We start from the raw sequence: 20,058 nt of genomic DNA on the forward strand, positions 1-20,058 counted from the left end.
TTTGGCTTTGGCTTTGGCTTTGGCTTTGGCTTTCAGCCTTTGACTTGAATCGAGCCGTAAAGCGAGCCGAGCACCGGAGTCTGGCGTGGCCGAAGAGCAGCCCATGTCTGAGCGCAGCGAGTTTGGGCTGCGTGCCGCGTCAGACGAGGAGCACAGGGGACCGATGCGGTTTCATCGCGTCGGCTCGCGTCCGGCGAAGACGGTTTTGCTTACTTTTGCTAAGACAAAAGTAAGCCGCGCGACAGCGCGGAAGCTCTGTCTTTGATCTTCGCTTCTGCGATTGATTCTTCTGCTTCGAACATCAAGGTCGCAAAGCGCCGAGCGACGAAGCGCAAGCAAGCAAGTACAGAGCTTTCGCCCGCTGCGCGTGCGAGTCCCTTTTGGATGGACCCAAAAGGAACCAAAAGGTCCCTTCGCCGGACGCGATCCGACACGGCTGCACCGTGCCGGTTCCCTGCGCTTCTCGGTCGACGGGGCACGCAGCCCAAACTCGCTTCGCTCAGACATGGGCTGCTCTTCGACCCCGCCGCCCTGCGATGCTCGGCTCGCTTTACGGCTCGAGTGAAATCAAAAGCTGAAAGCAAAGCCAAAGCTAAAGCCAAAGCCGCAGCTAAAGCAGAAGCGAAAGCGAGCAACGTCATGGACTCCCGCCTGCGCGGGAGTGACGGCATCAGAACAACGAGAAGAAGCGATGGCGCTCAGGCGCTGAGCGCACCTCGATCAGCCGCCCAGGCTGTCCTGATCTTCCTGCAGCTCCGGCTTCCACGGCACATCCGGCGGCGGCCGACCGTCGGTCTCCACGTCCTGCATGTTCGGATCGGTGATGCCGCAGGCGCCGCCGAACATCAGCAGCGCGACGTTGCACTGCACGGTCTTGCTGGTGCCGGGAATCGGGATCAGCACGGTCTTGACGCTCCGGCGTACCCATTCCTGCAGCAGGGTTTCGCTGGGCGTCCAGAAGCGGTCGAAGCTCGTCGGCTCGTAGTCGGTCGGCGGGCGCTTGAGCCAGGTGCCTTCGCGGTCGATGCGGGCGAAATCCTCGGTGACGGTGCCAGGCGGCAGGCCGCCGCCGACGCGCCCGTCACCCGCGAGACGTGGGCGACCGTCGGCGCCGAGCAGGCCGGATGGACTGCCAGGCTGGCCGCCTTCGCGCGCGGTGGCGCCGTCGCCCCAGTCGTCGGCAGCGCGTGTCGACGGGGCGGCGCCCGGCGGCATGCCCGTGCGCGTACCGGCGCCCGCTGTCGGATTCGACGCAGGCGTGCGCGTTCCCGGTGGCGCAGGCGTCGGTGGGCGCGGCGATGGTGTAGCGGCAACAGGCGCGGTGGGTGCTGGCGACTCGGGTGCCGGCGTGGGCGCGGGCGCTTCGCGCATCGGTACCGCGCGTTCGCGTGCGACGACGTCAGCGACCTGTCGCGTCGGCACCTCGGGCGCATCGACCACGACCGATGGCGCCTCGCGCGTCGGCAGGCGCAAGGTCTCGGTCGGCTGCGGCACGCTGCGATCGCGGACTTCGACCTCGACCTCGCGCTGCTGCGCGGTGACTTCGGCCAGCGGCGCGGGCGTGCGCAATGCGGGGATCTCGACAGCCTGCAGCTGCGCCTCGGGCACCTGGCGATCGCGCACGACGACCTCGGGCGCGGCGCCGGGACGCGGCGGCGGCAGGGTGAAGTCGATATCCGGCACCGGCGTCTGCGTGACCTGCAGCACCTGTTCGGTCGGCTCGACGGGCTCGGTTGCGACCACGGCGTCCTGCGCGGTCGATGTGTCCTGCGGCGCGGTCGGCGCCGGCTGCGTGTCCGATGGTGCGGGCGTCGCCGTCGGCGCGGGCGGCGGCGGCACCACCATGACCGGAACCGGCTCGCCTGGCTCGCCGGCACCCGCATCCTCAGGCGTGCCGTCACCGATGAAGACGGCCTGCACCACGTGTTCTTCGCCCTGCGCGTCAGGCGCCGGCGATGCGAAATGGGCCTGGGTGAGCAGCAACAGACCGCTGACCCAGAGCAGCTGCGCCAGCAGCGCGAGCGCCATCGACGCGCGCTTCGGTCCGCGATGCTCACGGGGCTCCGGCTCCCAGCGCGGATGCAGCAGGCTGATCCAGGCGGCCAGCGCGTTCTTCGGCACGTGACCTTTGCGCCGCGGCGGTGCGGGCCGCGCGACCAGCACTGCGACGATCGCGTCGGCGGTGGCGCCGGTCACCGCGCCGACCCGCGCACGCATCGTGTCGAACCAGCGGGTCCAGCCTGCGGGAAATCCTTCGGGCGCATCTTCCTGCCGGATCGAACGGCGCCGGCGGCGGCGCAGCACGTCGATCAGGTCGGCAGCAGTGAACATCCGGTGGCGGCCGCCGGTTGCGGAAGAATCAGGCCGCGTCGCGCGGCATGTACGGCGCGTCGCCGGTGTCGTGATCGGTCGCGTCGCGAACCGCCGTCACACCCGGCGCCTTTTCCATCAGCGTCTTTTCGATGCCCTGCTTCAGCGTGACGTCGACGAGGCCGCAGCCGTGGCAGCCGCCGCCGAAGCGCAGCACGACGACGCCTTCGGCCGTCACTTCCTGCACGCTGACGTGGCCGCGGTGCTGGGCGAGCTGCGGATTGACCTCCTGCTCGACCACCCAGCGCACGCGCTCGACCAGCGAGGCGGCTTCCGGCGGTGCCTCGCCCTTGATCTTCGGCGCGCGGATCTGCAACTGACCGCCGGTGGCGCGGCTTTCGTAATCGATCTCGGCGCCATCGAGGTAGGGCACGCTCGGCGCATCGAGCCACAGCGTGAAGCCGTCGCAATCGATCGCCCACTCGTCGCCCTGCAGGTCATCGCTGCCGGCGAACTCCAGGCGCACGTCCGCACGCGGGGTGCCCGCATGCACGGCCGACAGCCGCACGCCCAGACCCGGCAGCGTCTCGCGCTCGATCAGCTTGCGGAAATGCGTCTGCGCGGTTTCGGAGATGTTGATCATGCCGCGTATTCTAGCGGCCCCGCGCCCGTGCACACGCCGGTCGCCGTCTGCCGCATGAACGGCCCTCGACAGGAGATTCCACGATGTCCGACCTCATTCCACTCAGCGATGCCCACTGCGTTCCGCGCCGCGGCGACGCGCATCGTCTGCCCGAAGCCCGCGTCAGCGAACTGCTGCCACAGGTGGCCAGTTGGACGCTGGCCGAAGACGGTCAGGCGCTGACCCGCACGTTCCGCTTCGACGACTACTACCGCACGATGGCCTTCGTGAACGCGCTGGCCTTCATCGCCCACCGCGAGGACCACCATCCCGATCTCGGCGTGCACTACGACCGCGTCGAAGTCCGCTACTCGACCCACGATGTCGGCGGCTTGAGCGAGAACGACTTCATCTGCGCGGCCCGGGCCGACCAGCTGATCGCCTGAGCAGTGCCGGACCAGGACGCACTGCAGTCGCGACGCGTCCTGGCTCTCGAAGACCCGGACCGCCCGGCTCACCGCAGCCGGTCGAGTGCCTCGCGCAGATCGTCGGCCAGCGGTGCGTTGAGGAGGTAGGCCTCGCCGTCGTCGAGGGTGAATTCCAGCGACGCAGCGTGCAGGAACAGACGGCGCAGGCCGATCTGGTCGCGCATGCGCTTGTTGACCTCGACATCGCCGTACTTGTCGTCGCCAGCGACCGGATGGCCGATGTGTTGGGCGTGGACGCGGATCTGGTGGGTGCGGCCGGTTTCGATCCGCACCTCGCAGTAAGACTGCCCACCGCGCCGCTCGAGCGCACCGAAGTGGCTCAGCGATTCCTTGCCGGCCGGGTTCACCTGCACGTGGCGCTCGCCGCCCTGGCGCAGGCCGACGTGCAGCGGCGCATCGACGCTCATCGTGCCGTCGGGCATGCGGCCGGCCAGCAGCGTGAGGTAGCGCTTGCGGATGCCGGCGCCGTGGTCCTCGCGCAGCAACGCCTGCAGCTGGGTCAGGGCCGAGCGCTTCTTGGCCAGCACCATCAGGCCGGAGGTGTCGCGGTCGAGCCGGTGGACCAGCTCGAGCGACTGGGTTGGCCGCAGCGCGCGCAGAGTCTCGATGACCCCGAAACTGATGCCGCTGCCGCCATGGCTGGCGATGCCGCTGGGCTTGCTGATCGCCAGCAGCCGGGCGTCCTCGAACACGATGCTGGCGTCCATCGCTGCCAGCAAGCCCTTCGAGGGCGTGCCGGCCTCGCCCGGCGCCTCCAGCCGGACGGGCGGAATGCGCACCTCGTCGCCAGCGTCGAGCTTGCGCTCGGGCTTGGCGCGGCCCCCATTCACGCGGACCTGCCCACTGCGCACGATCTTGTAGATGATCGATCTCGGCGCGCCCTTGAGCTGGCCGAGCAGGAAATTGTCGAGGCGTTGGCCGTCACGATCGTCCGGAACCCGGACCAGTCGAACGCCACCGCCGCCGGCGGAGCCGGAACCGTTGTCAGTCATCGTCGCCTGTTTATCTGGTACACTCGGGCCGCGATCTAAGGTGCTGATTTCTTTGAAAGAACACGGGCCAAAAGCCTGCCTTTCAAAGGCTTCCGGACAGTGCGCGGCCACCGCCCCAGGGGCGGCCATGTTAGCGGCTGTACGGCAGTACCGACCATCGCCCGATGCCTGGCATCGGCGCTGAACACGTCCCGCGTGACGTTCGCGACCGCCAAACACCGGTCGCAAGCGGTCCGCGGCCTGCACTACCCAGACACAAACAGAGCGCTCCCGCGGCCCGCCGTGGTGTCGTAGCGCTGGACAATCCGGTTCGTCGCTGCGCGTGCGCGGCGGCTTCAGGCTTCATCCAGGCGAAACGCCCCGGCGTTCCGCGCGTGAGAGCGCGCAAGGAAACGCAACCATGAAGCGCATGCTGATCAACGCGACGCAGGCAGAAGAACTGCGCGTCGCCATCGTTGATGGTCAGTCCCTGTACGACATCGACATCGAACAGCCGTCCAGGGAACAGAAGAAGTCCAACATCTACAAGGGTCGTATCACCCGCATCGAGCCGTCGCTCGAAGCCGCGTTCGTCGAGTACGGCGCCGCCCGCCACGGCTTCCTGCCGCTGAAGGAAGTCTCCCGCGATTACTTCCAGGCCGGTGCCGACCCGAACAAGGGCGTCATCAAGGAACTCCTGCGCGAAGGCCAGGAAGTCGTGGTCCAGGTCGACAAGGAAGAGCGCGGCAACAAGGGCGCTGCCCTGACCACGTTCATCTCGCTGGCCGGCCGCTACATGGTGCTGATGCCCAATTCGCCGACCGCCGGTGGCGTGTCGCGCCGGATCGAAGGCGAAGACCGCGCCGAGCTGAAGAAGGCGATGGACGCGCTCGACATCCCCGACGAGATGGGCGTGATCATCCGCACCGCCGGTGTCGGCCGTGACGCCGAAGAGCTGCAGTGGGATCTCGACTACCTGCTGAGCATCTGGCGCGCGATCGCCGAAGCCGCGCTGAGCAAGCCCTCGCCGTTCCTGATCTACCAGGAATCGCGTCTGATCACCCGTGCGCTGCGCGACTACATGCGCGCCGATATCGCCGAAATCCTCGTCGATACGCCGGAGATGTACGCCGAGGCGAAGGAATTCGTCGAGCAGGTGATGCCGCACAACCTGCGCAAGCTCAAGCATTACACCGACGATGTGCCGCTGTTCAACCGCTATCAGATCGAGTCGCAGATCGAGAGCGCCTACGAGCGCACCGTGCGTCTGCCGTCCGGCGGCGCGCTGGTCATCGACCAGACCGAAGCCCTGACTGCGATCGACGTGAACTCCGCCCGCGCCACCAAGGGCGGCGACATCGAAGAGACCGCGTTCAACACCAACCTGGAAGCAGCCGAGGAAGTGGCCCGCCAGCTGCGCCTGCGCGATCTCGGCGGCCTGGTGGTCATCGACTTCATCGACATGTCGTCGAACAAGCACCAGCGCGACGTCGAGAACAAGCTGCAGAACGCGCTCAAGTACGACCGCGCCCGCGTGCAGCAGAACAAGATCTCGAAGTTCGGTCTGCTGGAGATGAGCCGTCAGCGCCTGCGCGCGTCGCTGGGCGAGTCGAGCCAGATCGTCTGCCCGCGCTGCGAAGGCCATGGCCGCATGCGCAGCATCGAATCGCTGTCGCTGTCGATCATCCGCGTCGCCGAAGAGCACGCGATGAAGGACAACACCGGACAGGTGCTGGTGCAGGCCCCGGTCGAGATTGCGAACTACCTGCTCAACGAGAAGCGCAGCGCGCTTGAGGAAATCGAAAAGCGCCACGCCGCGCCGATCATCATCGTCGCCGACGAGCAGTTGCACACGCCGCACTACGAGGTCTCGCGCATCCGCGAGAACGAACTCGGTGAGGAAACCGCGCGTCCGAGCTACCAGCGCGGCACGCCGCGTCGCGTCGCGACGATCGCGCTGAGCAAGAACAACCTCAACGTGCCGCCGCCGGCCGTCACCAATGTGCGTCCGACGCAGCCCGCGCCGGTTCGCGAGCCGAAGCCGGAAGCCGTTGCGCCCGCACCGGCGCCCGTGCCGCAGCCCGCACCCGCACCGGTCGAACGGGTCGCCACCGGCGGCGTCATGGGCTGGCTCAAGACGCTGTTCGCACCCCCTGCCCCGGCCAAGCCCGCCGCACCCGCGCAGACCGAGCGCGCGCCGCGTGCCGATGGCGGTCCGCGCGGCGAGAACCGCGGCGATCGCAACGATCGTGGCCGCAACGGCCAGCGCCGCGACCGTCGCGGTGGACGTCAGGGACAGGGCGGATCGAACCCGTCGCCTGTCGCGAACGAAGCCAAGCAGGCGGCGCCCGCGCAGCAGGCCCGCGACGACACACAGCGTGAAGCGCGTCGCGAGCCCGCGGCCGTTGCCGATGCCGGCGCCCGCAAGGAGCGTCAGCAGGAACGTCGCCAGCGCCAGAAGCAGCGCGGCCCGCGCCAGAAGACCGAAGGCGACGTGACCGAGGCCCAGGCGGCGATCGCCGTCGCCGCGCCGGTTGCAGCCGCATCGATCGACGCGCCCCGCGCAACCCAGCCCGACATCGAGCAGACCGCGCCGGCAACGGCGATCGACAGCGCACCTGCTGCCGTCGCCACGCACGCAACGCCGCGCCCTGAAACCGCACCAGTGCACACCGATACGGATGCGGACGACAGCGACGATACGAGCGCGTCCGATGCCGATGGCAACAGCGAGTCCGGTGACGATGACGGCAGCAACGGCCGTCGACGTCGCGGTCGTCGTGGTGGCCGTCGTCGTCGTCGTGGCAAGGCCGGTGACGGCACGGCTGGCGACGAGACCTCGCTGGACAGCGATGACGCAGGCGACGACGACACCGCCGTGGCCACCGGTCATGGCCAGCCCGAGTTCGACTTCGACGATCTGCCCGCACCTGCGGCGCAGGCGACGAGCGAACCGCGCGCTCCTGCGCAGCAGGACACGCGTCCGGCCGTCGCGGCGGCTGCGGTCGCCGCGAGCGCCGTGGTGCAGCCGAGCGAGCCGGCAGTCGAAACGCCTGCGCCTGCGCAGCCGGTCGACACCTGGACCGCGACGCCTGCTCCGGTCGAAGCCGAGGCGCCGCAGACCCCGGTCGAACGCGCAGCACCTGTGGCCGATGCACCCGTGCTGCCGCCGGTGGTCGAGTCGCCGGTCGTCGCAGACGTGACGCCGGCGCAGGACACCGCGCCTGCCAAGATCGCCGCAGACGACGTCGCGAATGCGGCCCGTTCCGTGGCGCCGGTGGAGCCGGCGCGCAGCTTTGATCCTGCGCCGCAGGCCGAGCCGAACGTCAGCGACGAAGCACCGGTTGCTGCCGCACCGCAGATCGACGCCACGCCGTCGATCGACACGGCCAGCGCACCGGCACCGTTCGACGAGACGCCGGCCGCGCCGCGTGCACCGGTGGCCCAGGGCCTGTTCGACGCGCCTGCACCGGCTGCAACGCAGCCTGTCGAGTCGCCGTCCTTCGAGCCCGAGACGACCGGCGTTGCGCCGGGCGATGCGGCGCTGACGGATGAAGAGGTCACGACGCCGGTCGAGCCCGCGGTCGCGGATGCAGCGTCGGTCGAATCCGACGACGCAGACAGCGACGATGAGCCCGAGTCGGACTACCGTACCGATCCGCGCCTGCGGTCACGTCCGAACGACGCTTGAGTCATTCCGGCTCTTGTGACAACGAAAAACCCCGGCTTCGGCCGGGGTTTTTTCTTGGGTCATCGTTCCATCGCTGCGGACGCATGCCTGCGCAATGCAGGCATCGCGGCGACATAAAACCTGCGTCAGATCGCGAGCTCCACCGGCGCGACGCCGTACTGGCTTGCCAGACGCGCGAGCGCGATCGAATCCTGGATCTGCAGCTTCTCGAACAGCCGCGATTTGTGCGTGTTGACCGTCTTGGCACTGAGGCTCAGACGTCGCGCGATGTCTTCCTGGCGCAGGCCCTGCAGGAGCAGCATCGCCACTTCCATCTCGCGCGGCGACAACGCGTCGAACGGCGTTTCGTTGCCGCCGATGCCCGACAGCGCGAGATTCTGCGCGATGTTGCTGGCGAGATAGCGTCGTCCACGCGCGACATCACGCACCGCGCGCACGAGTTCCGCGGCATCGCCACCCTTGCCGACATAACCGGACGCACCGGCTTCGATCATCCGACGCGGCATCGGCCCGTCTTCGAGGATCGACACCACGATCACCCGCGTTTCCGGCTGTCCGCGCACCACACGCTCGGTCACTTCCAGCCCGCTGACGCCCGGCAGATGCAGGTCGCACAGCACGATGTCCGGCTTGAGTCTGCGGATCAGCGGCAAGGCTTCCTCTCCGCTTTCGGCTTCGCCGACCACTTCGATATCCGCCTCGCTCGACAGGATCATGCGCAGCCCTGTGCGGACGAGTGCATGGTCGTCGACCATGAACACGCGAATCGTCATCCCTGTCTCTCCATTCCCGTCCCACCCCGGCGTCCGAGGCTACGCTGCGCGTGAGATGAATCGCAAGTCGGGAAATGCTGACTGCGTGGTCAGCCCGCTGCCTGCGCAGGCGTCATCATCAAACGGATGTCGTCGACCATCGCATCGACGGGCTGGTCGTACTGGAATGCAAGGCGCAAACGGCCGTCGGGACCGATGAGGTAGTTCACCATCGTGTGATCCATCGCGTACGACGAACTCGTCGGCACTTCGCGATAGGTCACGCGGAACGACTGCGCAGCGAGTCGCGTCTGCATGTCGTCGCCGCGCAGCGCGACGATGTCACCACCGAATGCGCCGACGTACTGCGCGAGGATCTCGCCGGTGTCGCGCTTTGGATCGACGGTGACGAACACGATCTGCAGGCGCTCACCGTCAGCGCCAAGCGCGCGGCGGATCTGCGAGGCCTTCAGCAGGCTGGTCGGACAGACTTCGGGGCAATGCGTGTAGCCGAACGACAGCAGCACGTAGCGCCCGCGGAAATCGCCGAGACCACGCGGCTGGCCCTGCGTGTCCTCGAGATCGAGGCTGCGGCCGTAGGACACGCCCCTCAGATCGGTGCCCGTGTACGGCCCGGCCGGCGGCGCGCTGCAGCTTGCGAGCAGCATCGTGGAGACGGCGATGGCGGCGAGACGAAGAAGCACGGTCGGCAGTCGGTCGAAGGCACGGCGCGGAATGCGCAGAACCCAAGTCTAGCGACGCATCGCTGAAGGTCCGCCGCGACCGATCGTCGCAGCGCGCGCTCAGAGCTTGCGCAGGCGCTGGATCGCCGCGTCCAGCGTCGCGTCGTTCTTGGCGAAACACAGCCGCGCCAGGCGCTGACCGGCAGGCGGCGCCGCATAGAACGGCGACAGCGGAATCGCTGCAACGCCCTTCTCGATCGTCAGCCAGCGACAGAATTCGGCGTCGTCGAGATCGCTGACCGCCGAATAGTCGACCAGCTGGAAATAACCGCCCGGCACCGGCAGGCATCGCAGCCGCGTGCTGGCGAGCTGCGCAGCGAACGCGTCGCGCTTGGCCTGGTAGAAGGCGCCGAGCTGCTCGTAGTGTTCCGGTTCTTCGCGCAGCATCTCCGCGAACGCATGCTGCGCCGGCGCGAAGGTGCAGAACACGTTGTACTGGTGAACCTTGCGGAACTCCGCGCTCAGCGCGGGCGGCGCGATGCAGTAGCCGAGCTTCCAGCCGGTGCAGTGGTAGGTCTTGCCGAAGCTCGACACGACGAAGCTGCGTTCGCGCAGTTCCGGCCAGCGCAGCGCAGATTCGTGGCGCGCGCCGTCGAACACGATGTGCTCGTAGACCTCGTCCGACAGCAGATAGATGCCGGTGTCGCGCAGCAGCTCGGCGATCGCCTGCATGTCCCCCGCGCCGAACATCGCGCCGGACGGGTTGTGCGGGCTGTTGACGATCAGCATCCGCGTCTTCGATGTGACCGCGTCGCGCACGCGCTGCCAGTCGGGCGCGAACGTCGCGGGATCCAGCGGCACGTGCACGGCCACCGCGCCGGCCAGTTCGATCGCCGGCTCGTAGCTGTCGTAGGCGGGGTCGAGGACGATGACCTCCTCGCCTGCGCGCACCACTGCGTGGATCGCGTTGAAGAGGGCTTCGGTGGCGCCGCTGGTGACAGTGATCTCCGCATCGGCGTCGGGCAGATGCCCGTAGACGCGTTCGGTCTTCTCCGCGATGGCCTGCCGCAGCGCCGGGATCCCCGTCATCGGCGCATACTGGTTGTGGCCGGCGCGCATCGCCGTGGCGAGTGCGTCGACCAGGCGTTGCGGCACGTCGAAATCGGGAAAGCCCTGCCCGAGGTTGACGGCGCCGTGTTCGGCCGCCAGCTGGGACATCACGGTGAAGATCGTGGTGCCGACCTTGGGAAGCTTGGTCCGGATCATCGCCTGCATGCCGTTGGGGATCTGAGGGGCCACGAGTGTACGGACGCGGACCACGGGGATAAACCGCCGCCATGAACAACCAGCATCCCATCGACGACACCCGCCTGGTCGCGCTGCTGCACGCCTATCTGGATGCCCGCTACCGCTGGCAGCACCGCGACGACTGGCACGACATCGTCATCGGGTTGCCCACGCCGGGCCTGGATCTGCGTTATCCCGACGCCGCCGGCTACGGCTGCATCTCGGCGTGGAATCCGATGTCGGAACTGCGTCCGCCGACCGAGAACCGGCGCTCCGACAAGGCGCTGGAGGCCGAGCTCACCGCGCTCGGGCTGCCGCACATGCCCGCCTTCGCCAGCGCCGCCGACCGCAGCTGGCGCGAGCCGAGCTGGATCGTGTTCGGCATGGACGTCGACGCGTTCGATGCGCTGGCACGACGCTACGGCCAGCTGGGCACGCTGTGGTGGCCGCGCGAGACGCCGGTGCGCCTGCGCATGTACGCCAAGCGTCCCAGCGGACTCGAAGGCGACCAGCACGTCGACTGGCTGCGCTGACGCAAACCGCGTCGCTGCGGATACGATGGCCGCGCGACCGACCGGGTCGCGCCCGTGGGCCCATCGCCGCCGCATGTCCGAGTCCGCTTCCGTCCCGCCGCTGCTCGCCGCCCGCGGTCTGTGCTTCCTGCGCGACGCGCGCCCGGTGTTCGGACCGCTCGATTTCGACGTCGCTGCCGGCGAGGCTCTGCTGGTGCAGGGCGGCAACGGTGCGGGCAAGACCACGCTGTTGCGCGTGCTGGCCGGTCTGCTGGAAGCCGACGGCGGTACGGTCGAAGTCGACGGCGCGCCGGTCGCTCGCGCGATGCGCGCCGGCACGATGGCGTATCTGGGCCATCTGCCGGGCCTGAAGGCCGATCTCGACGCGATCGAAAACCTCGAGTTCCTCGCGCGCCTGCAGGGCTGCCGCGCGAGCCAGACAGCCGAACGCGCGCTCGCTCTGGTCGGACTGGCCTCGCATGCGCATCTGCTGGTGCGGCAGATGTCGGCCGGGCAGAAGAAACGACTCTCGCTGGCGCGGCTGTGGATGTCGCCGGCGCCGCTGTGGCTGCTCGACGAGCCCTACGCCAATCTCGATCTGCAGGGCATCGAACTGGTCAACCGCATGGTCCGCGCCCAGCTCGAAGACGGCGGCGCGGCGCTGGTAACCACGCACGGCGCCTATGCCGCGCCGCCGGTGCGTACCCGAGAACTGGTGCTGGACGCAGTCGCATGAGTGCACATCCGACCCTGCCCGGCAGCGCAAGAGCGCTGATCGCCCGCGACCTGCGCCTGCTGTGGCGGCGCCGCGGCGATGCCCTGCAGCCGGCGCTGTTCGCATTACTGGTCGTCGTGCTGTTCGCGCTGGCGCTGGGCAACGAACCCGGGACGCTGCGCGCCGTGGCGCCCGGCGTGCTGTGGGTCGCGGCGGTGCTGGCCGGCCTGCTCGCGCTCGACACGCTGTTCCGCGGCGATGCAGAAGACGGCTCGCTCGAACAATGGATGCTCAGCCCCGTGCCGCTGGCCTGGCTGGTGCTGGTACGCACCGCGGTGCACTGGGCGACGACGACCCTGCCGCTGCTGGTCGCAACGCCATTGCTGGCCGAACTGCTGGGCCTGCCGCGCGACCAGCTGCCTGTTCTGCTGGCCGGTCTCGCACTCGGCACGCCGCTGCTGAGCCTGCTCGGCGCGGTGGTCGCCGCGCTGACCATCGGCATGCGCCGTTCCGGTATCCTGCTGGCACTGCTTGCCCTGCCCCTGTACGTTCCGGTGCTGGTGTTCGGTGCCGGCAGCGTCGCGATCGCGGCGCAGGGGCATGATCCATCCGGCGGGCTGTTGCTGCTCGCCGCGGGCCTTGCCGCCGCGCTCGTGCTGGCACCGGTCGCTGCGGCGACCGCCATCCGCATCGCACTCAATTGACTGGCCCCGCGACGGGTCTGGAGGGTCCCGTCGCCGACGTGCAATCCGTTCCGCAACGCCGCGCCACGCCCGCGACCGCATGCCCGCCATGCGCGCTCCGAGACCGCAAGCCAGCGACCCGCACGCCTAAATGAACTCTGTCCTCCTCTGGTTCCATCAACTCGGTTCGCCCCCCACCTTCGACCGCTTCGCGCGGCGCTGGGCGCCGTGGGGCTTCGGCCTCGGCCTGTTGACGATGGCGGTCGGCCTGTACGGCGCGCTGTACGTGGTGCCCGCCGATTACCAGCAGGGCGACAGCTTCCGCATCCTCTACATCCATGTGCCGAGCGCGTGGATGAGCCTGGCCGTGTTCGCGGCAATGGCGATCTACGCCGCGATCGCACTCGTCTGGCGGATCAAGCTCTGCGAGATCCTGGCGATGGCCTGCGCGCCGATCGGCGCCGCGTTCACGGTGATCACGCTCGCGACGGGTTCGATCTGGGGTCGGCCGATGTGGGGCACCTGGTGGGACTGGGATCCGCGCCTGACCACCGAGCTGATCCTGCTGTTCCTGTATCTGGGCGTGATCGGTCTCTACCACGCGATCGAAGACCGCCGCACCGCCGCGCGCGCGGCCGGTCTGCTGGCGATCGTCGGCGTCGTGCTGCTGCCGGTGATCCGCTATTCGGTGGTGTGGTGGGATTCGCTGCACCAGGGCCAGACGATCCGCGTGTTCGGCGAGTCGAGCATCGACGGCAGCATGCTGTGGCCGCTGCTGTGGATGGTGGTCGGCACCAAGTTCTGGTTCGTCGGCTCGCTGCTGGCGCGCGCACGCGCCGACAACCTGCGCCGCGAAGTCGGCAAGGACTGGGTGCGGGCGCTGGCCGCGCCGACCGGAGATCGCGCATGACCTATATCGAGTACGTCGTCGCCGCCTACGCGGTGTTCGCCGCCGTGCTGGCCTGGGATTTCGTCGCGCCGCGTATCCGCACTGCGCAGCTGCTGCGCGCGGTGCGTCTGCTGGCATCGCGCCGCGCTGCGGCGACGATTGTGGCCGCAGATGACACCGCGGAGCTGACCCGATGAATCCGGTCCGCCGCCGCCGTCTGCTGTTCGTCGTCGCGATCGTCGCGGCCAGCGCGCTGTCGATGACGCTGATCGCGTTCGCCCTGCAACGCAACGTCTCCTATCTGTATACGCCGCACGAAGTGCTGGGCGGGATCGCCGGCGCCGCGGTGTCGTCGGGCGAAGCGCGGTTCCGGCTCGGCGGCATGGTCGCCGGCGGTTCGTTCTCGCGTGCCGAGGGCTCGATGGAAGCGCGCTTCCGGGTCACCGATGGCGATGCCGAACTGCCGGTGCGTTACACCGGGCTGCTGCCCGATCTCTTCCGCGAACACCAGGCGGTGATCGCGACCGGACGCATGGACGGCGACACCTTCGTCGCCGAGCAGGTGCTCGCGCGCCACGACGAGACCTACGTGCCGAAAGAAGTTGCCGACAAGATGGGCCTCGCGCACGACAAGCACGGCATCGTGACGCCGGCCGACGCGGACGCCGCGCAGTGATCGAAGTGGTGCGTGGCGCACATACCGGAGTTGTCGATGCTGCCTGAGCTCGGCCAGATCGCGTTGTTGCTGGCGCTGGTCGCCGCGACGCTGCAGACGGTGCTGCCGCTGCTCGGTGCGCAGCGCGGTCTTGCGCCGTGGATGGCGACCGCGCGTCCGGCCGCGTACGCGCAATGGGCGCTGACGTTTCTCGCGTGGGCGGCGCTGACGGCCGCGTTCGTGCAACAGGATTTCTCGGTGCGCTACGTCGCCGAGAATTCGAACTCGCTGCTGCCGATGGTCTATCGCTTCACCGCGGTCTGGGGTGGACACGAAGGCTCGCTGTTGCTGTGGGTGTTCGTGCTCGCATGCTGGAACGCGGCGGTGGCGTGGTTCTCGCGCTCGTTGCCGGACGTGGTGCTGGCGCGCGTGCTCGCGATCATGGGCGCGGTCTGCCTGGGCTTTCTCGCGTTCCTGATCTTCACCAGCAACCCGTTCGAACGCATCCTGCCGATGCCGCTCGAAGGGCGCGATCTGAATCCGCTGCTGCAGGATCCGGGCATGATCGTGCACCCGCCGATGCTCTACATCGGCTACTCGGGTTTCATGGTGCCGTTCGCGTTCGCGATCGCCGCGCTGCTCGACGGCAAGGTCGACGCGCACTGGCTGCGCTGGACGCGGCCGTGGACCAATGTGTCGTGGGCGTTCCTGACGATCGGCATTGCGCTCGGTTCGTGGTGGGCGTATTACGAACTCGGCTGGGGCGGCTGGTGGTTCTGGGATCCGGTCGAGAATGCGAGCTTCATGCCGTGGCTGGCCGGCGCGGCGCTGATCCACTCGCAAGCGGTCACCGAGAAGCGCGGCAGTTTCCACGGCTGGACGCTGCTGCTGGCGATCGCGACGTTCTCGCTGTCGCTGCTCGGCGCATTCCTCGTACGCTCCGGCGTGCTGACCAGCGTGCACAGTTTCGCCGCCGATCCGACGCGCGGGCTCTTCATTCTCGTGTTCCTCGGCCTCGTCGTCGGTGGCTCGCTGCTGCTCTACGCGTTACGCGCGCCGGACGGCCGCGATGGCAAACCGTTCGCGGCGACCTCGCGCGAAACGCTGCTGCTCGCGAACAATCTGCTGCTGGTCGCGGCCTGCGCGATGGTGCTGCTGGGCACGCTGTATCCGCTGCTGGCCGATGCATTGAATCTCGGCAAGATTTCGGTCGGACCGCCCTACTTCGGGCTGTTGTTCCTGCTGCTGATGACGCCGCTGGTGCTGCTGTTGCCGTTCGGTCCGCTGACGCGATGGCAGAACGAGGACATGTCCAAGCCGCTGCGCATGCTGCTGCCGTGGGCGGCCCTCGCGCTGATCGCGGCGACGCTCGCGTTCTTCACCGCGCCGCAGGGCCCTTGGAAGGTTGCGATGGGTGTGGCAGGCGCGGTGTGGGTGGCCGGCGGCACGGCGCGATTCGTATGGACCCGCCTGCGCGCGCCCGGCGGTCGCATGGGCGCGGAGATGACCGGCATGGTGCTCGGCCATCTGGGGATTTCGGTGTTCCTGATCGGCGCGCTGCTGGTCGAGGGCCTCAACGTGCAGCGCGAAGTGGCGTTGCTGCCGGGCCAGTCACTGGAGATCGGACGCGATGCCTTCGTGCTCGACAGCGTCGCCCATCACGTCGGTCCGAATTACGAATCCGATCGCGGCACGGTACGCATGCTGCGCGACGACCGGCTGGTGACCACGCTGCATCCCGAAAAGCGCACCTACGCCAGCGGCGGCCAGGTGATGACCGAAACCGCGATCCGTCCCGGCGTGACGCGCGATGTCTACGTCGCGCTCGGTGAACCGCTGGGCGGCGGCGCCTGGGCGCTGCGCGTACACATCAAACCTTTCGTGCGCTGGGTCTGGGCGGGCGCGTTCCTGATGGCGCTGGGCGGTTTCGTCACCGCGGCCGATCGCCGCTTCCGCCGGCCGCGTCGCGAGAAGGCCGCATGAGTGCCTCGCGCGCCCGCTGGCTGCCGCTGGCCGTGTTCGGCGTGATCCTCGCGCTGCTGGCTGCAGGCGTGTGGCTGAGCCGCAGTCCGGATCGCGACGCCCTGCCCTCGCCGTTGATCGGCAAACCGGCGCCGGCGTTCCAGCTGCCGGTGCTCGGCGCACCGGAACGTCTGGTCACGCAGACCGATCTGCGCGGCACGCCGTATCTGCTCAACGTCTGGGGCAGCTGGTGCCCGGGTTGCCGCGAGGAGCACGCGGTGGTCAATGCGTTCGCCAAGACCGGCCGCGTACGCGTGATCGGCTTCAACTGGAAGGACGAGCCCGAAGACGCGACGCGCTGGCTCGCGCAGTTCGGCAATCCCTACGACCTTGTGCTCGCCGACTACGACGGCAAGGCTGCGATCGAATGGGGCATCTACGGCGCGCCGGAAACCTTCCTCGTCGATGGCGGCGGCACGATCCTGTGGAAGCACGTCGGCCCGATGACCGATGCGACGATCCGTGAGCAATTGATGCCCCTCGTCGAACGGCTGGAGGCGCCGTGATCCGCACCGCGTTGCTCGCATTGCTGTTGTGCCTGACGTGGCCGCAGGCCGCGCGCGCGCAGGTCGCCGTCGACGCCGCGCCGCTGCGCTTCGAGGACACCGCCGAAGAACGCCGTTTCCACAGCCTCGTCGCCGAGCTGCGCTGCGTGATGTGCCAGAACCAGTCGCTGGCCGATTCCAATGCGCAGATCGCCCATGACCTGCGCCGCGAAGTGCTGACGCTGATGCGCGAAGGACTGGACGACCCGGCGATCAAGGCGCATCTGGTCGCGCGCTATGGCGAGTTCGTGCTGTATAGCCCGCAGGTCGGCCCGTCGACGTGGCTGCTGTGGTTCGGCCCGCTGCTGCTGCTCGGCGCCGGCGGCGTGGTGATCTGGCGCGTCGTCGCCTCGCGCAAGCAAGCCGCGCCGCTGCCGCCCGACGACACGGAGACCTGGTGATGCTGCTGTTCGTCGTGCTCGCGATCGTGCTGACGCTGGCGACCGTCGTCGTCCTGACCTGGGGGCTGCGTCGTGGTGCGTCGCGGGTCGCGATCGCGGTCACGCTGCTGGTGCCAGTGCTCGTGGCCGGCATGTACATGCTGGTCGGCACGCCGCAGGCGCTCGATCCCGAAGAACTCGCCGCGCCCGATTCGCTGGACGACGCGATCGCGCGTCTGGAAACCGATCTGCAGCGCGATCCGCGACAGCCCGAAGGCTGGCTGCTGCTGGGCCGCGCTTATGCGGGACTGGAGCGGCACGCCGACGCGCGCGACGCGATCGCGCGCGCGGCGAAGCTGCTGCCCGAGGACGACGCGGTGCAGGTCGAAGCTGCGCAGGCCAGCGCGCGCGCAGCGCCGGACCGGCGCTTCGATGCAGCTGCGGTGCAGACGTTGCGCAATGTCCTCGCGCGCAATCCCGACCATCAGCACGCACGCTGGTATCTGGGCATCGCCCAGCGTCAGGCGGGCGACGATGCCGGCGCGGTCGCGACGTGGACGCCTTTGCTGCCGCTGCTCGATGGCGCCGCCGGCGACGCACTGCGCACCCAGATCGCCGTCGCGCGCACTGCCGCCGGCATGCCCGCGGACGACGCATCGGCGACTACTGCAGTCCCCACGCCCGGCACGCATGCGTTACGCGTCCGCGTACGACTCGATCCTGCCGGCGCCACGCTGCCCGGCGACGCGACGGTCTTCGTCATCGCCCGCCGGCCCGGCGGTCCGCCGATGCCGGTCGCGGTGCAGCGCCATCCGGTCTCGGCGCTGCCGCTCGACATCGTGCTGGGCGACGGCGACAGCCCCATGCCGACCCAGCCGCTGTCGGCGCTCGATTCGGTCGAGATCATCGCGCGCATCTCGCGCAGTGGCGACGCATCGCGCAGCGACGGCGACCTCGAATCCGCACCGGTGCGGGTGACGCTGCCGGCGCGCGATCCGGTCGAACTCGTCTTACCCGCCGCCGCGACGCCCTGACCGTCGCCACGCACCGAGTCGCTACACTGGCGCGATGACCGAATTCATCCCGCCGGGCAGCCGCTTCATCGACCTGCCCTCGCCGTTCCCGATGAAGCGCGGCCGCGCGCTCCGTGGCGCCCGCATGGCCTACGAGACCTGGGGCACGCTCGACGCCGAACGCGGCAACGCGATCCTGATCGTCACCGGCCTGTCGCCCGACGCGCACGCTGCCAGCCACGCCAACGACGACACACCCGGCTGGTGGGAGCCGATGCTCGGCCCCGGCAAGCCGATCGATACCGACCGCTGGTTCGTGATCTGCGTGAACTCGCTCGGCAGCTGCAAGGGCTCCACCGGCCCCGCGTCGAACAATCCCGACACCGGCGCACCGTACCGGCTCGCGTTTCCGGAACTGTCGGTCGAAGACGGCGCCGACGCCGCCGCGCATGTCGTCGCTGCGCTCGGCATCGAACGCCTGGCCTGCGTGATCGGCAATTCGATGGGCGGCATGACCGCGCTCGCGTTGCTCGCGCGCTTCCCGGGACTCGCGCGTACGCACATCAACATCTGCGGCGCCGCGCGCGCATTGCCGTTCTCGATCGCGATCCGCTCGCTGCAGCGCGAGGCGATCCGTCTGGATCCGATGTGGCAGAACGGCGCCTACACCGATACCGCGTACCCCGAGAGCGGCATGCGCATGGCGCGCAAGCTCGGCGTGATCACGTATCGCTCCGCACTGGAGTGGGATGGCCGCTTCGGCCGCGTGCGACTCGAATCCGATCGCCGCGAGGACGAGGAGCCGTTCGGCCTCGAGTTCGAAGTCGAGAGTTATCTCGAAGGTCACGCCCGCCGTTTCGTGCGCCGCTTCGATCCCAACTGCTATCTCTACCTCAGCCGCTCGATGGATTGGTTCGACATCGGCGAAAGCTGTGGCGGCAGCACCGACGACGGCCTGGCGAAACTGCGTGTCGAACGCGCGCTCGCGATCGGCGTACACACCGACATCCTGTTCCCGCTGCAGCAGCAGCAGCAGATCGCCGACGGCCTGCGCGCCGGCGGCATCGACGCGACGTTCCTGCCGCTGGAATCACCGCAGGGGCATGACGCGTTTCTCGTCGACATCGCGCGTTTCGGGCCGGCGGTTGCGGACTTTCTTGCTGCGCTGCCGCCTGCAACCGCGCCGGCCGCGGGCTAGACTGCGGCGATGCGTTTCGAGTCCACCGCCGCCGAGTCACCCGACATCGCCTTCCAGGGCCGCGACCGGTTGATCGCGGCGATCGATACGGCCATCGCAGCCGGTGACCACCACGCCGTCACCAGCGCGCTGCGCGGTGCCATGTGCGCGCTGATCCGCGATCCCGCGGTCGAACTGCCGGCCTGCACGCAACTCCCGGTCGACGGCCACTACGCCCGCCGCGAGCTGTATCGCAGCCTCGCGCATGGTTACAGCGTGGTCGCGATGACCTGGGCGCCCGGCCAGGGCACGCCGATCCACGATCACGACGGCCTGTGGTGCGTCGAAGGCATCTGGCGCGGCACGCTGGAAATCGCCCAGTACGAATTGCTCGAATCCGAGGGCGAGCGGTTCCGCTTCCGCGCGGCCTCGGGCATGCAGGCCGGCGTCGGCAGCGCCGGCAGTCTGATTCCGCCGCACGAATACCACACGATCCGCAACGCGAGCCCGGATTCCGTCGCCGTGTCGCTGCACGTCTACCAGGCGCCGATCGTGCATTGCGCGCGCTTCCGCCCCGAGGCGGACGACTGGTATCTGCGCTACGACGCCTCGCTGGTCGTCGACACCGTCGACTGAGCCGCGCGCGACGCTTCCGCTCGAACG

General features: G+C 68.8%; 20 protein-coding genes. 14 read left to right on the plus strand and 6 right to left on the minus strand.

The genetic code is table 11. The features are described from left to right. Window positions 1-720: 720 nt before the first annotated feature. Window positions 721-2,331, minus strand: coding sequence for a hypothetical protein (locus LU699_RS01715; protein ID WP_232137655.1), 1,611 nt, complete (start codon window positions 2,329-2,331; stop codon window positions 721-723). Window positions 2,332-2,359: 28 nt separating this feature from the next. After that, window positions 2,360-2,953 carry an NfuA family Fe-S biogenesis protein gene (locus LU699_RS01720; protein ID WP_232115153.1) on the minus strand — a complete coding sequence of 198 codons (594 nt, stop codon included), beginning with the start codon at window positions 2,951-2,953 and terminating at the stop codon, window positions 2,360-2,362. Window positions 2,954-3,036: 83 nt separating this feature from the next. Between LU699_RS01720 and LU699_RS01725 the strand changes: the two genes are divergently transcribed. Next, window positions 3,037-3,378, plus strand: a complete 342-nt coding sequence (locus tag LU699_RS01725; protein WP_232137656.1) for a 4a-hydroxytetrahydrobiopterin dehydratase — start codon at window positions 3,037-3,039, stop codon at window positions 3,376-3,378. Window positions 3,379-3,446: 68 nt separating this feature from the next. Here the strand turns inward: LU699_RS01725 and LU699_RS01730 are convergent, their stop codons facing one another. Then, window positions 3,447-4,412, minus strand: a complete 966-nt coding sequence (locus LU699_RS01730) for an RluA family pseudouridine synthase (protein ID WP_232137657.1) — start codon at window positions 4,410-4,412, stop codon at window positions 3,447-3,449. A gap of 400 nt (window positions 4,413-4,812) precedes the next feature. On the opposite strand from LU699_RS01730, the gene LU699_RS01735 reads away from it, so the two are divergent. Further along, window positions 4,813-8,082 (plus strand): Rne/Rng family ribonuclease, encoded by a 3,270-nt coding sequence (locus LU699_RS01735; RefSeq protein ID WP_232137658.1) that lies wholly within the window; start codon window positions 4,813-4,815, stop codon window positions 8,080-8,082. Window positions 8,083-8,207: 125 nt separating this feature from the next. Here the strand turns inward: LU699_RS01735 and LU699_RS01740 are convergent, their stop codons facing one another. The 3 genes from LU699_RS01740 to LU699_RS01750 all read right to left on the minus strand — a co-directional run bounded on the left by LU699_RS01740 (window position 8,208) and on the right by LU699_RS01750 (window position 10,783). Beyond that, on the minus strand, window positions 8,208-8,855 hold the full coding sequence (locus LU699_RS01740; protein ID WP_232137659.1) for a response regulator: 648 nt from the start codon (window positions 8,853-8,855) through the stop codon (window positions 8,208-8,210). Between the two features lie 89 nt (window positions 8,856-8,944). Continuing rightward, complete coding sequence (locus tag LU699_RS01745; protein WP_232137660.1) at window positions 8,945-9,538, minus strand: SCO family protein; 594 nt, start codon at window positions 9,536-9,538, stop codon at window positions 8,945-8,947. Between the two features lie 99 nt (window positions 9,539-9,637). Then, window positions 9,638-10,783, minus strand: a complete 1,146-nt coding sequence (locus LU699_RS01750) for a pyridoxal phosphate-dependent aminotransferase (RefSeq protein ID WP_232137858.1) — start codon at window positions 10,781-10,783, stop codon at window positions 9,638-9,640. A 71-nt stretch (window positions 10,784-10,854) separates the two neighbouring features. Here LU699_RS01750 and LU699_RS01755 point away from each other — a divergent pair, with 71 nt between their 5' ends. The 12 genes from LU699_RS01755 to LU699_RS01810 all read left to right on the plus strand — a co-directional run bounded on the left by LU699_RS01755 (window position 10,855) and on the right by LU699_RS01810 (window position 20,031). After that, the gene (locus LU699_RS01755; RefSeq protein WP_232137661.1) at window positions 10,855-11,337 is read left to right on the plus strand and encodes a DUF3293 domain-containing protein; all 483 of its coding nucleotides are present in this window, start codon (window positions 10,855-10,857) and stop codon (window positions 11,335-11,337) included. Window positions 11,338-11,410: 73 nt separating this feature from the next. Continuing rightward, the gene (gene ccmA / locus LU699_RS01760; RefSeq protein WP_232150274.1) at window positions 11,411-12,052 is read left to right on the plus strand and encodes a heme ABC exporter ATP-binding protein CcmA; all 642 of its coding nucleotides are present in this window, start codon (window positions 11,411-11,413) and stop codon (window positions 12,050-12,052) included. Beyond that, entirely contained in the window at window positions 12,049-12,735 is a 687-nt protein-coding gene (gene ccmB, locus LU699_RS01765) for a heme exporter protein CcmB (protein ID WP_232137663.1), read from the plus strand. The genes ccmA and ccmB overlap by 4 nt, the downstream gene beginning before the upstream one ends. Before the next feature lie 130 nt (window positions 12,736-12,865). Continuing rightward, on the plus strand, window positions 12,866-13,624 hold the full coding sequence (locus LU699_RS01770; RefSeq protein ID WP_232137664.1) for a heme ABC transporter permease: 759 nt from the start codon (window positions 12,866-12,868) through the stop codon (window positions 13,622-13,624). After that, a complete protein-coding gene (ccmD, locus tag LU699_RS01775) occupies window positions 13,621-13,800 on the plus strand; it encodes a heme exporter protein CcmD (RefSeq protein ID WP_232137665.1) in 180 nt (59 codons plus the stop codon). Before LU699_RS01770 ends, ccmD begins: the two co-directional genes overlap by 4 nt. Continuing rightward, window positions 13,797-14,279 (plus strand): cytochrome c maturation protein CcmE, encoded by a 483-nt coding sequence (ccmE, locus tag LU699_RS01780; protein ID WP_232137666.1) that lies wholly within the window; start codon window positions 13,797-13,799, stop codon window positions 14,277-14,279. The genes ccmD and ccmE overlap by 4 nt, the downstream gene beginning before the upstream one ends. A 36-nt stretch (window positions 14,280-14,315) precedes the next feature. Beyond that, window positions 14,316-16,241: a heme lyase CcmF/NrfE family subunit gene (locus LU699_RS01785; RefSeq protein ID WP_232137667.1), complete on the plus strand. Its 1,926-nt coding sequence runs from the start codon at window positions 14,316-14,318 to the stop codon at window positions 16,239-16,241. After that, complete coding sequence (locus LU699_RS01790) at window positions 16,238-16,786, plus strand: DsbE family thiol:disulfide interchange protein (RefSeq protein ID WP_232137668.1); 549 nt, start codon at window positions 16,238-16,240, stop codon at window positions 16,784-16,786. The genes LU699_RS01785 and LU699_RS01790 overlap by 4 nt, the downstream gene beginning before the upstream one ends. Continuing rightward, window positions 16,783-17,226, plus strand: a complete 444-nt coding sequence (locus LU699_RS01795) for a cytochrome c-type biogenesis protein (protein ID WP_425491231.1) — start codon at window positions 16,783-16,785, stop codon at window positions 17,224-17,226. The genes LU699_RS01790 and LU699_RS01795 overlap by 4 nt, the downstream gene beginning before the upstream one ends. After that, window positions 17,226-18,239 (plus strand): tetratricopeptide repeat protein, encoded by a 1,014-nt coding sequence (locus tag LU699_RS01800; protein WP_232137669.1) that lies wholly within the window; start codon window positions 17,226-17,228, stop codon window positions 18,237-18,239. Before LU699_RS01795 ends, LU699_RS01800 begins: the two co-directional genes overlap by 1 nt. A gap of 34 nt (window positions 18,240-18,273) precedes the next feature. Further along, on the plus strand, window positions 18,274-19,416 hold the full coding sequence (gene metX / locus LU699_RS01805) for a homoserine O-acetyltransferase MetX (protein WP_232137670.1): 1,143 nt from the start codon (window positions 18,274-18,276) through the stop codon (window positions 19,414-19,416). A 9-nt stretch (window positions 19,417-19,425) separates the two neighbouring features. Next, window positions 19,426-20,031 carry a cysteine dioxygenase family protein gene (locus LU699_RS01810; protein WP_232137671.1) on the plus strand — a complete coding sequence of 202 codons (606 nt, stop codon included), beginning with the start codon at window positions 19,426-19,428 and terminating at the stop codon, window positions 20,029-20,031. Window positions 20,032-20,058: the final 27 nt, after the last annotated feature.

This window comes from Luteimonas fraxinea (assembly GCF_021233355.1).
GTDB lineage: Bacteria > Pseudomonadota > Gammaproteobacteria > Xanthomonadales > Xanthomonadaceae > Luteimonas > Luteimonas fraxinea.

Coding starts and splice junctions, on each gene's coding strand:
- LU699_RS01720 (WP_232115153.1), bottom strand. CDS start 2,953: ATGATCAACATCTCCGAAACCGCGCAGACGCATTTCCGCAAGCTGATC.
- LU699_RS01725 (WP_232137656.1), top strand. CDS start 3,037: ATGTCCGACCTCATTCCACTCAGCGATGCCCACTGCGTTCCGCGCCGC.
- LU699_RS01800 (WP_232137669.1), top strand. CDS start 17,226: ATGCTGCTGTTCGTCGTGCTCGCGATCGTGCTGACGCTGGCGACCGTC.
- LU699_RS01750 (WP_232137858.1), bottom strand. CDS start 10,783: ATGATCCGGACCAAGCTTCCCAAGGTCGGCACCACGATCTTCACCGTG.
- LU699_RS01785 (WP_232137667.1), top strand. CDS start 14,316: ATGCTGCCTGAGCTCGGCCAGATCGCGTTGTTGCTGGCGCTGGTCGCC.
- LU699_RS01770 (WP_232137664.1), top strand. CDS start 12,866: ATGAACTCTGTCCTCCTCTGGTTCCATCAACTCGGTTCGCCCCCCACC.
- LU699_RS01730 (WP_232137657.1), bottom strand. CDS start 4,412: ATGACTGACAACGGTTCCGGCTCCGCCGGCGGCGGTGGCGTTCGACTG.
- LU699_RS01715 (WP_232137655.1), bottom strand. CDS start 2,331: ATGTTCACTGCTGCCGACCTGATCGACGTGCTGCGCCGCCGCCGGCGC.
- LU699_RS01735 (WP_232137658.1), top strand. CDS start 4,813: ATGAAGCGCATGCTGATCAACGCGACGCAGGCAGAAGAACTGCGCGTC.
- ccmA (WP_232150274.1), top strand. CDS start 11,411: ATGTCCGAGTCCGCTTCCGTCCCGCCGCTGCTCGCCGCCCGCGGTCTG.
- LU699_RS01810 (WP_232137671.1), top strand. CDS start 19,426: ATGCGTTTCGAGTCCACCGCCGCCGAGTCACCCGACATCGCCTTCCAG.
- LU699_RS01755 (WP_232137661.1), top strand. CDS start 10,855: ATGAACAACCAGCATCCCATCGACGACACCCGCCTGGTCGCGCTGCTG.
- ccmE (WP_232137666.1), top strand. CDS start 13,797: ATGAATCCGGTCCGCCGCCGCCGTCTGCTGTTCGTCGTCGCGATCGTC.
- LU699_RS01740 (WP_232137659.1), bottom strand. CDS start 8,855: ATGACGATTCGCGTGTTCATGGTCGACGACCATGCACTCGTCCGCACA.
- LU699_RS01790 (WP_232137668.1), top strand. CDS start 16,238: ATGAGTGCCTCGCGCGCCCGCTGGCTGCCGCTGGCCGTGTTCGGCGTG.
- ccmD (WP_232137665.1), top strand. CDS start 13,621: ATGACCTATATCGAGTACGTCGTCGCCGCCTACGCGGTGTTCGCCGCC.
- metX (WP_232137670.1), top strand. CDS start 18,274: ATGACCGAATTCATCCCGCCGGGCAGCCGCTTCATCGACCTGCCCTCG.
- ccmB (WP_232137663.1), top strand. CDS start 12,049: ATGAGTGCACATCCGACCCTGCCCGGCAGCGCAAGAGCGCTGATCGCC.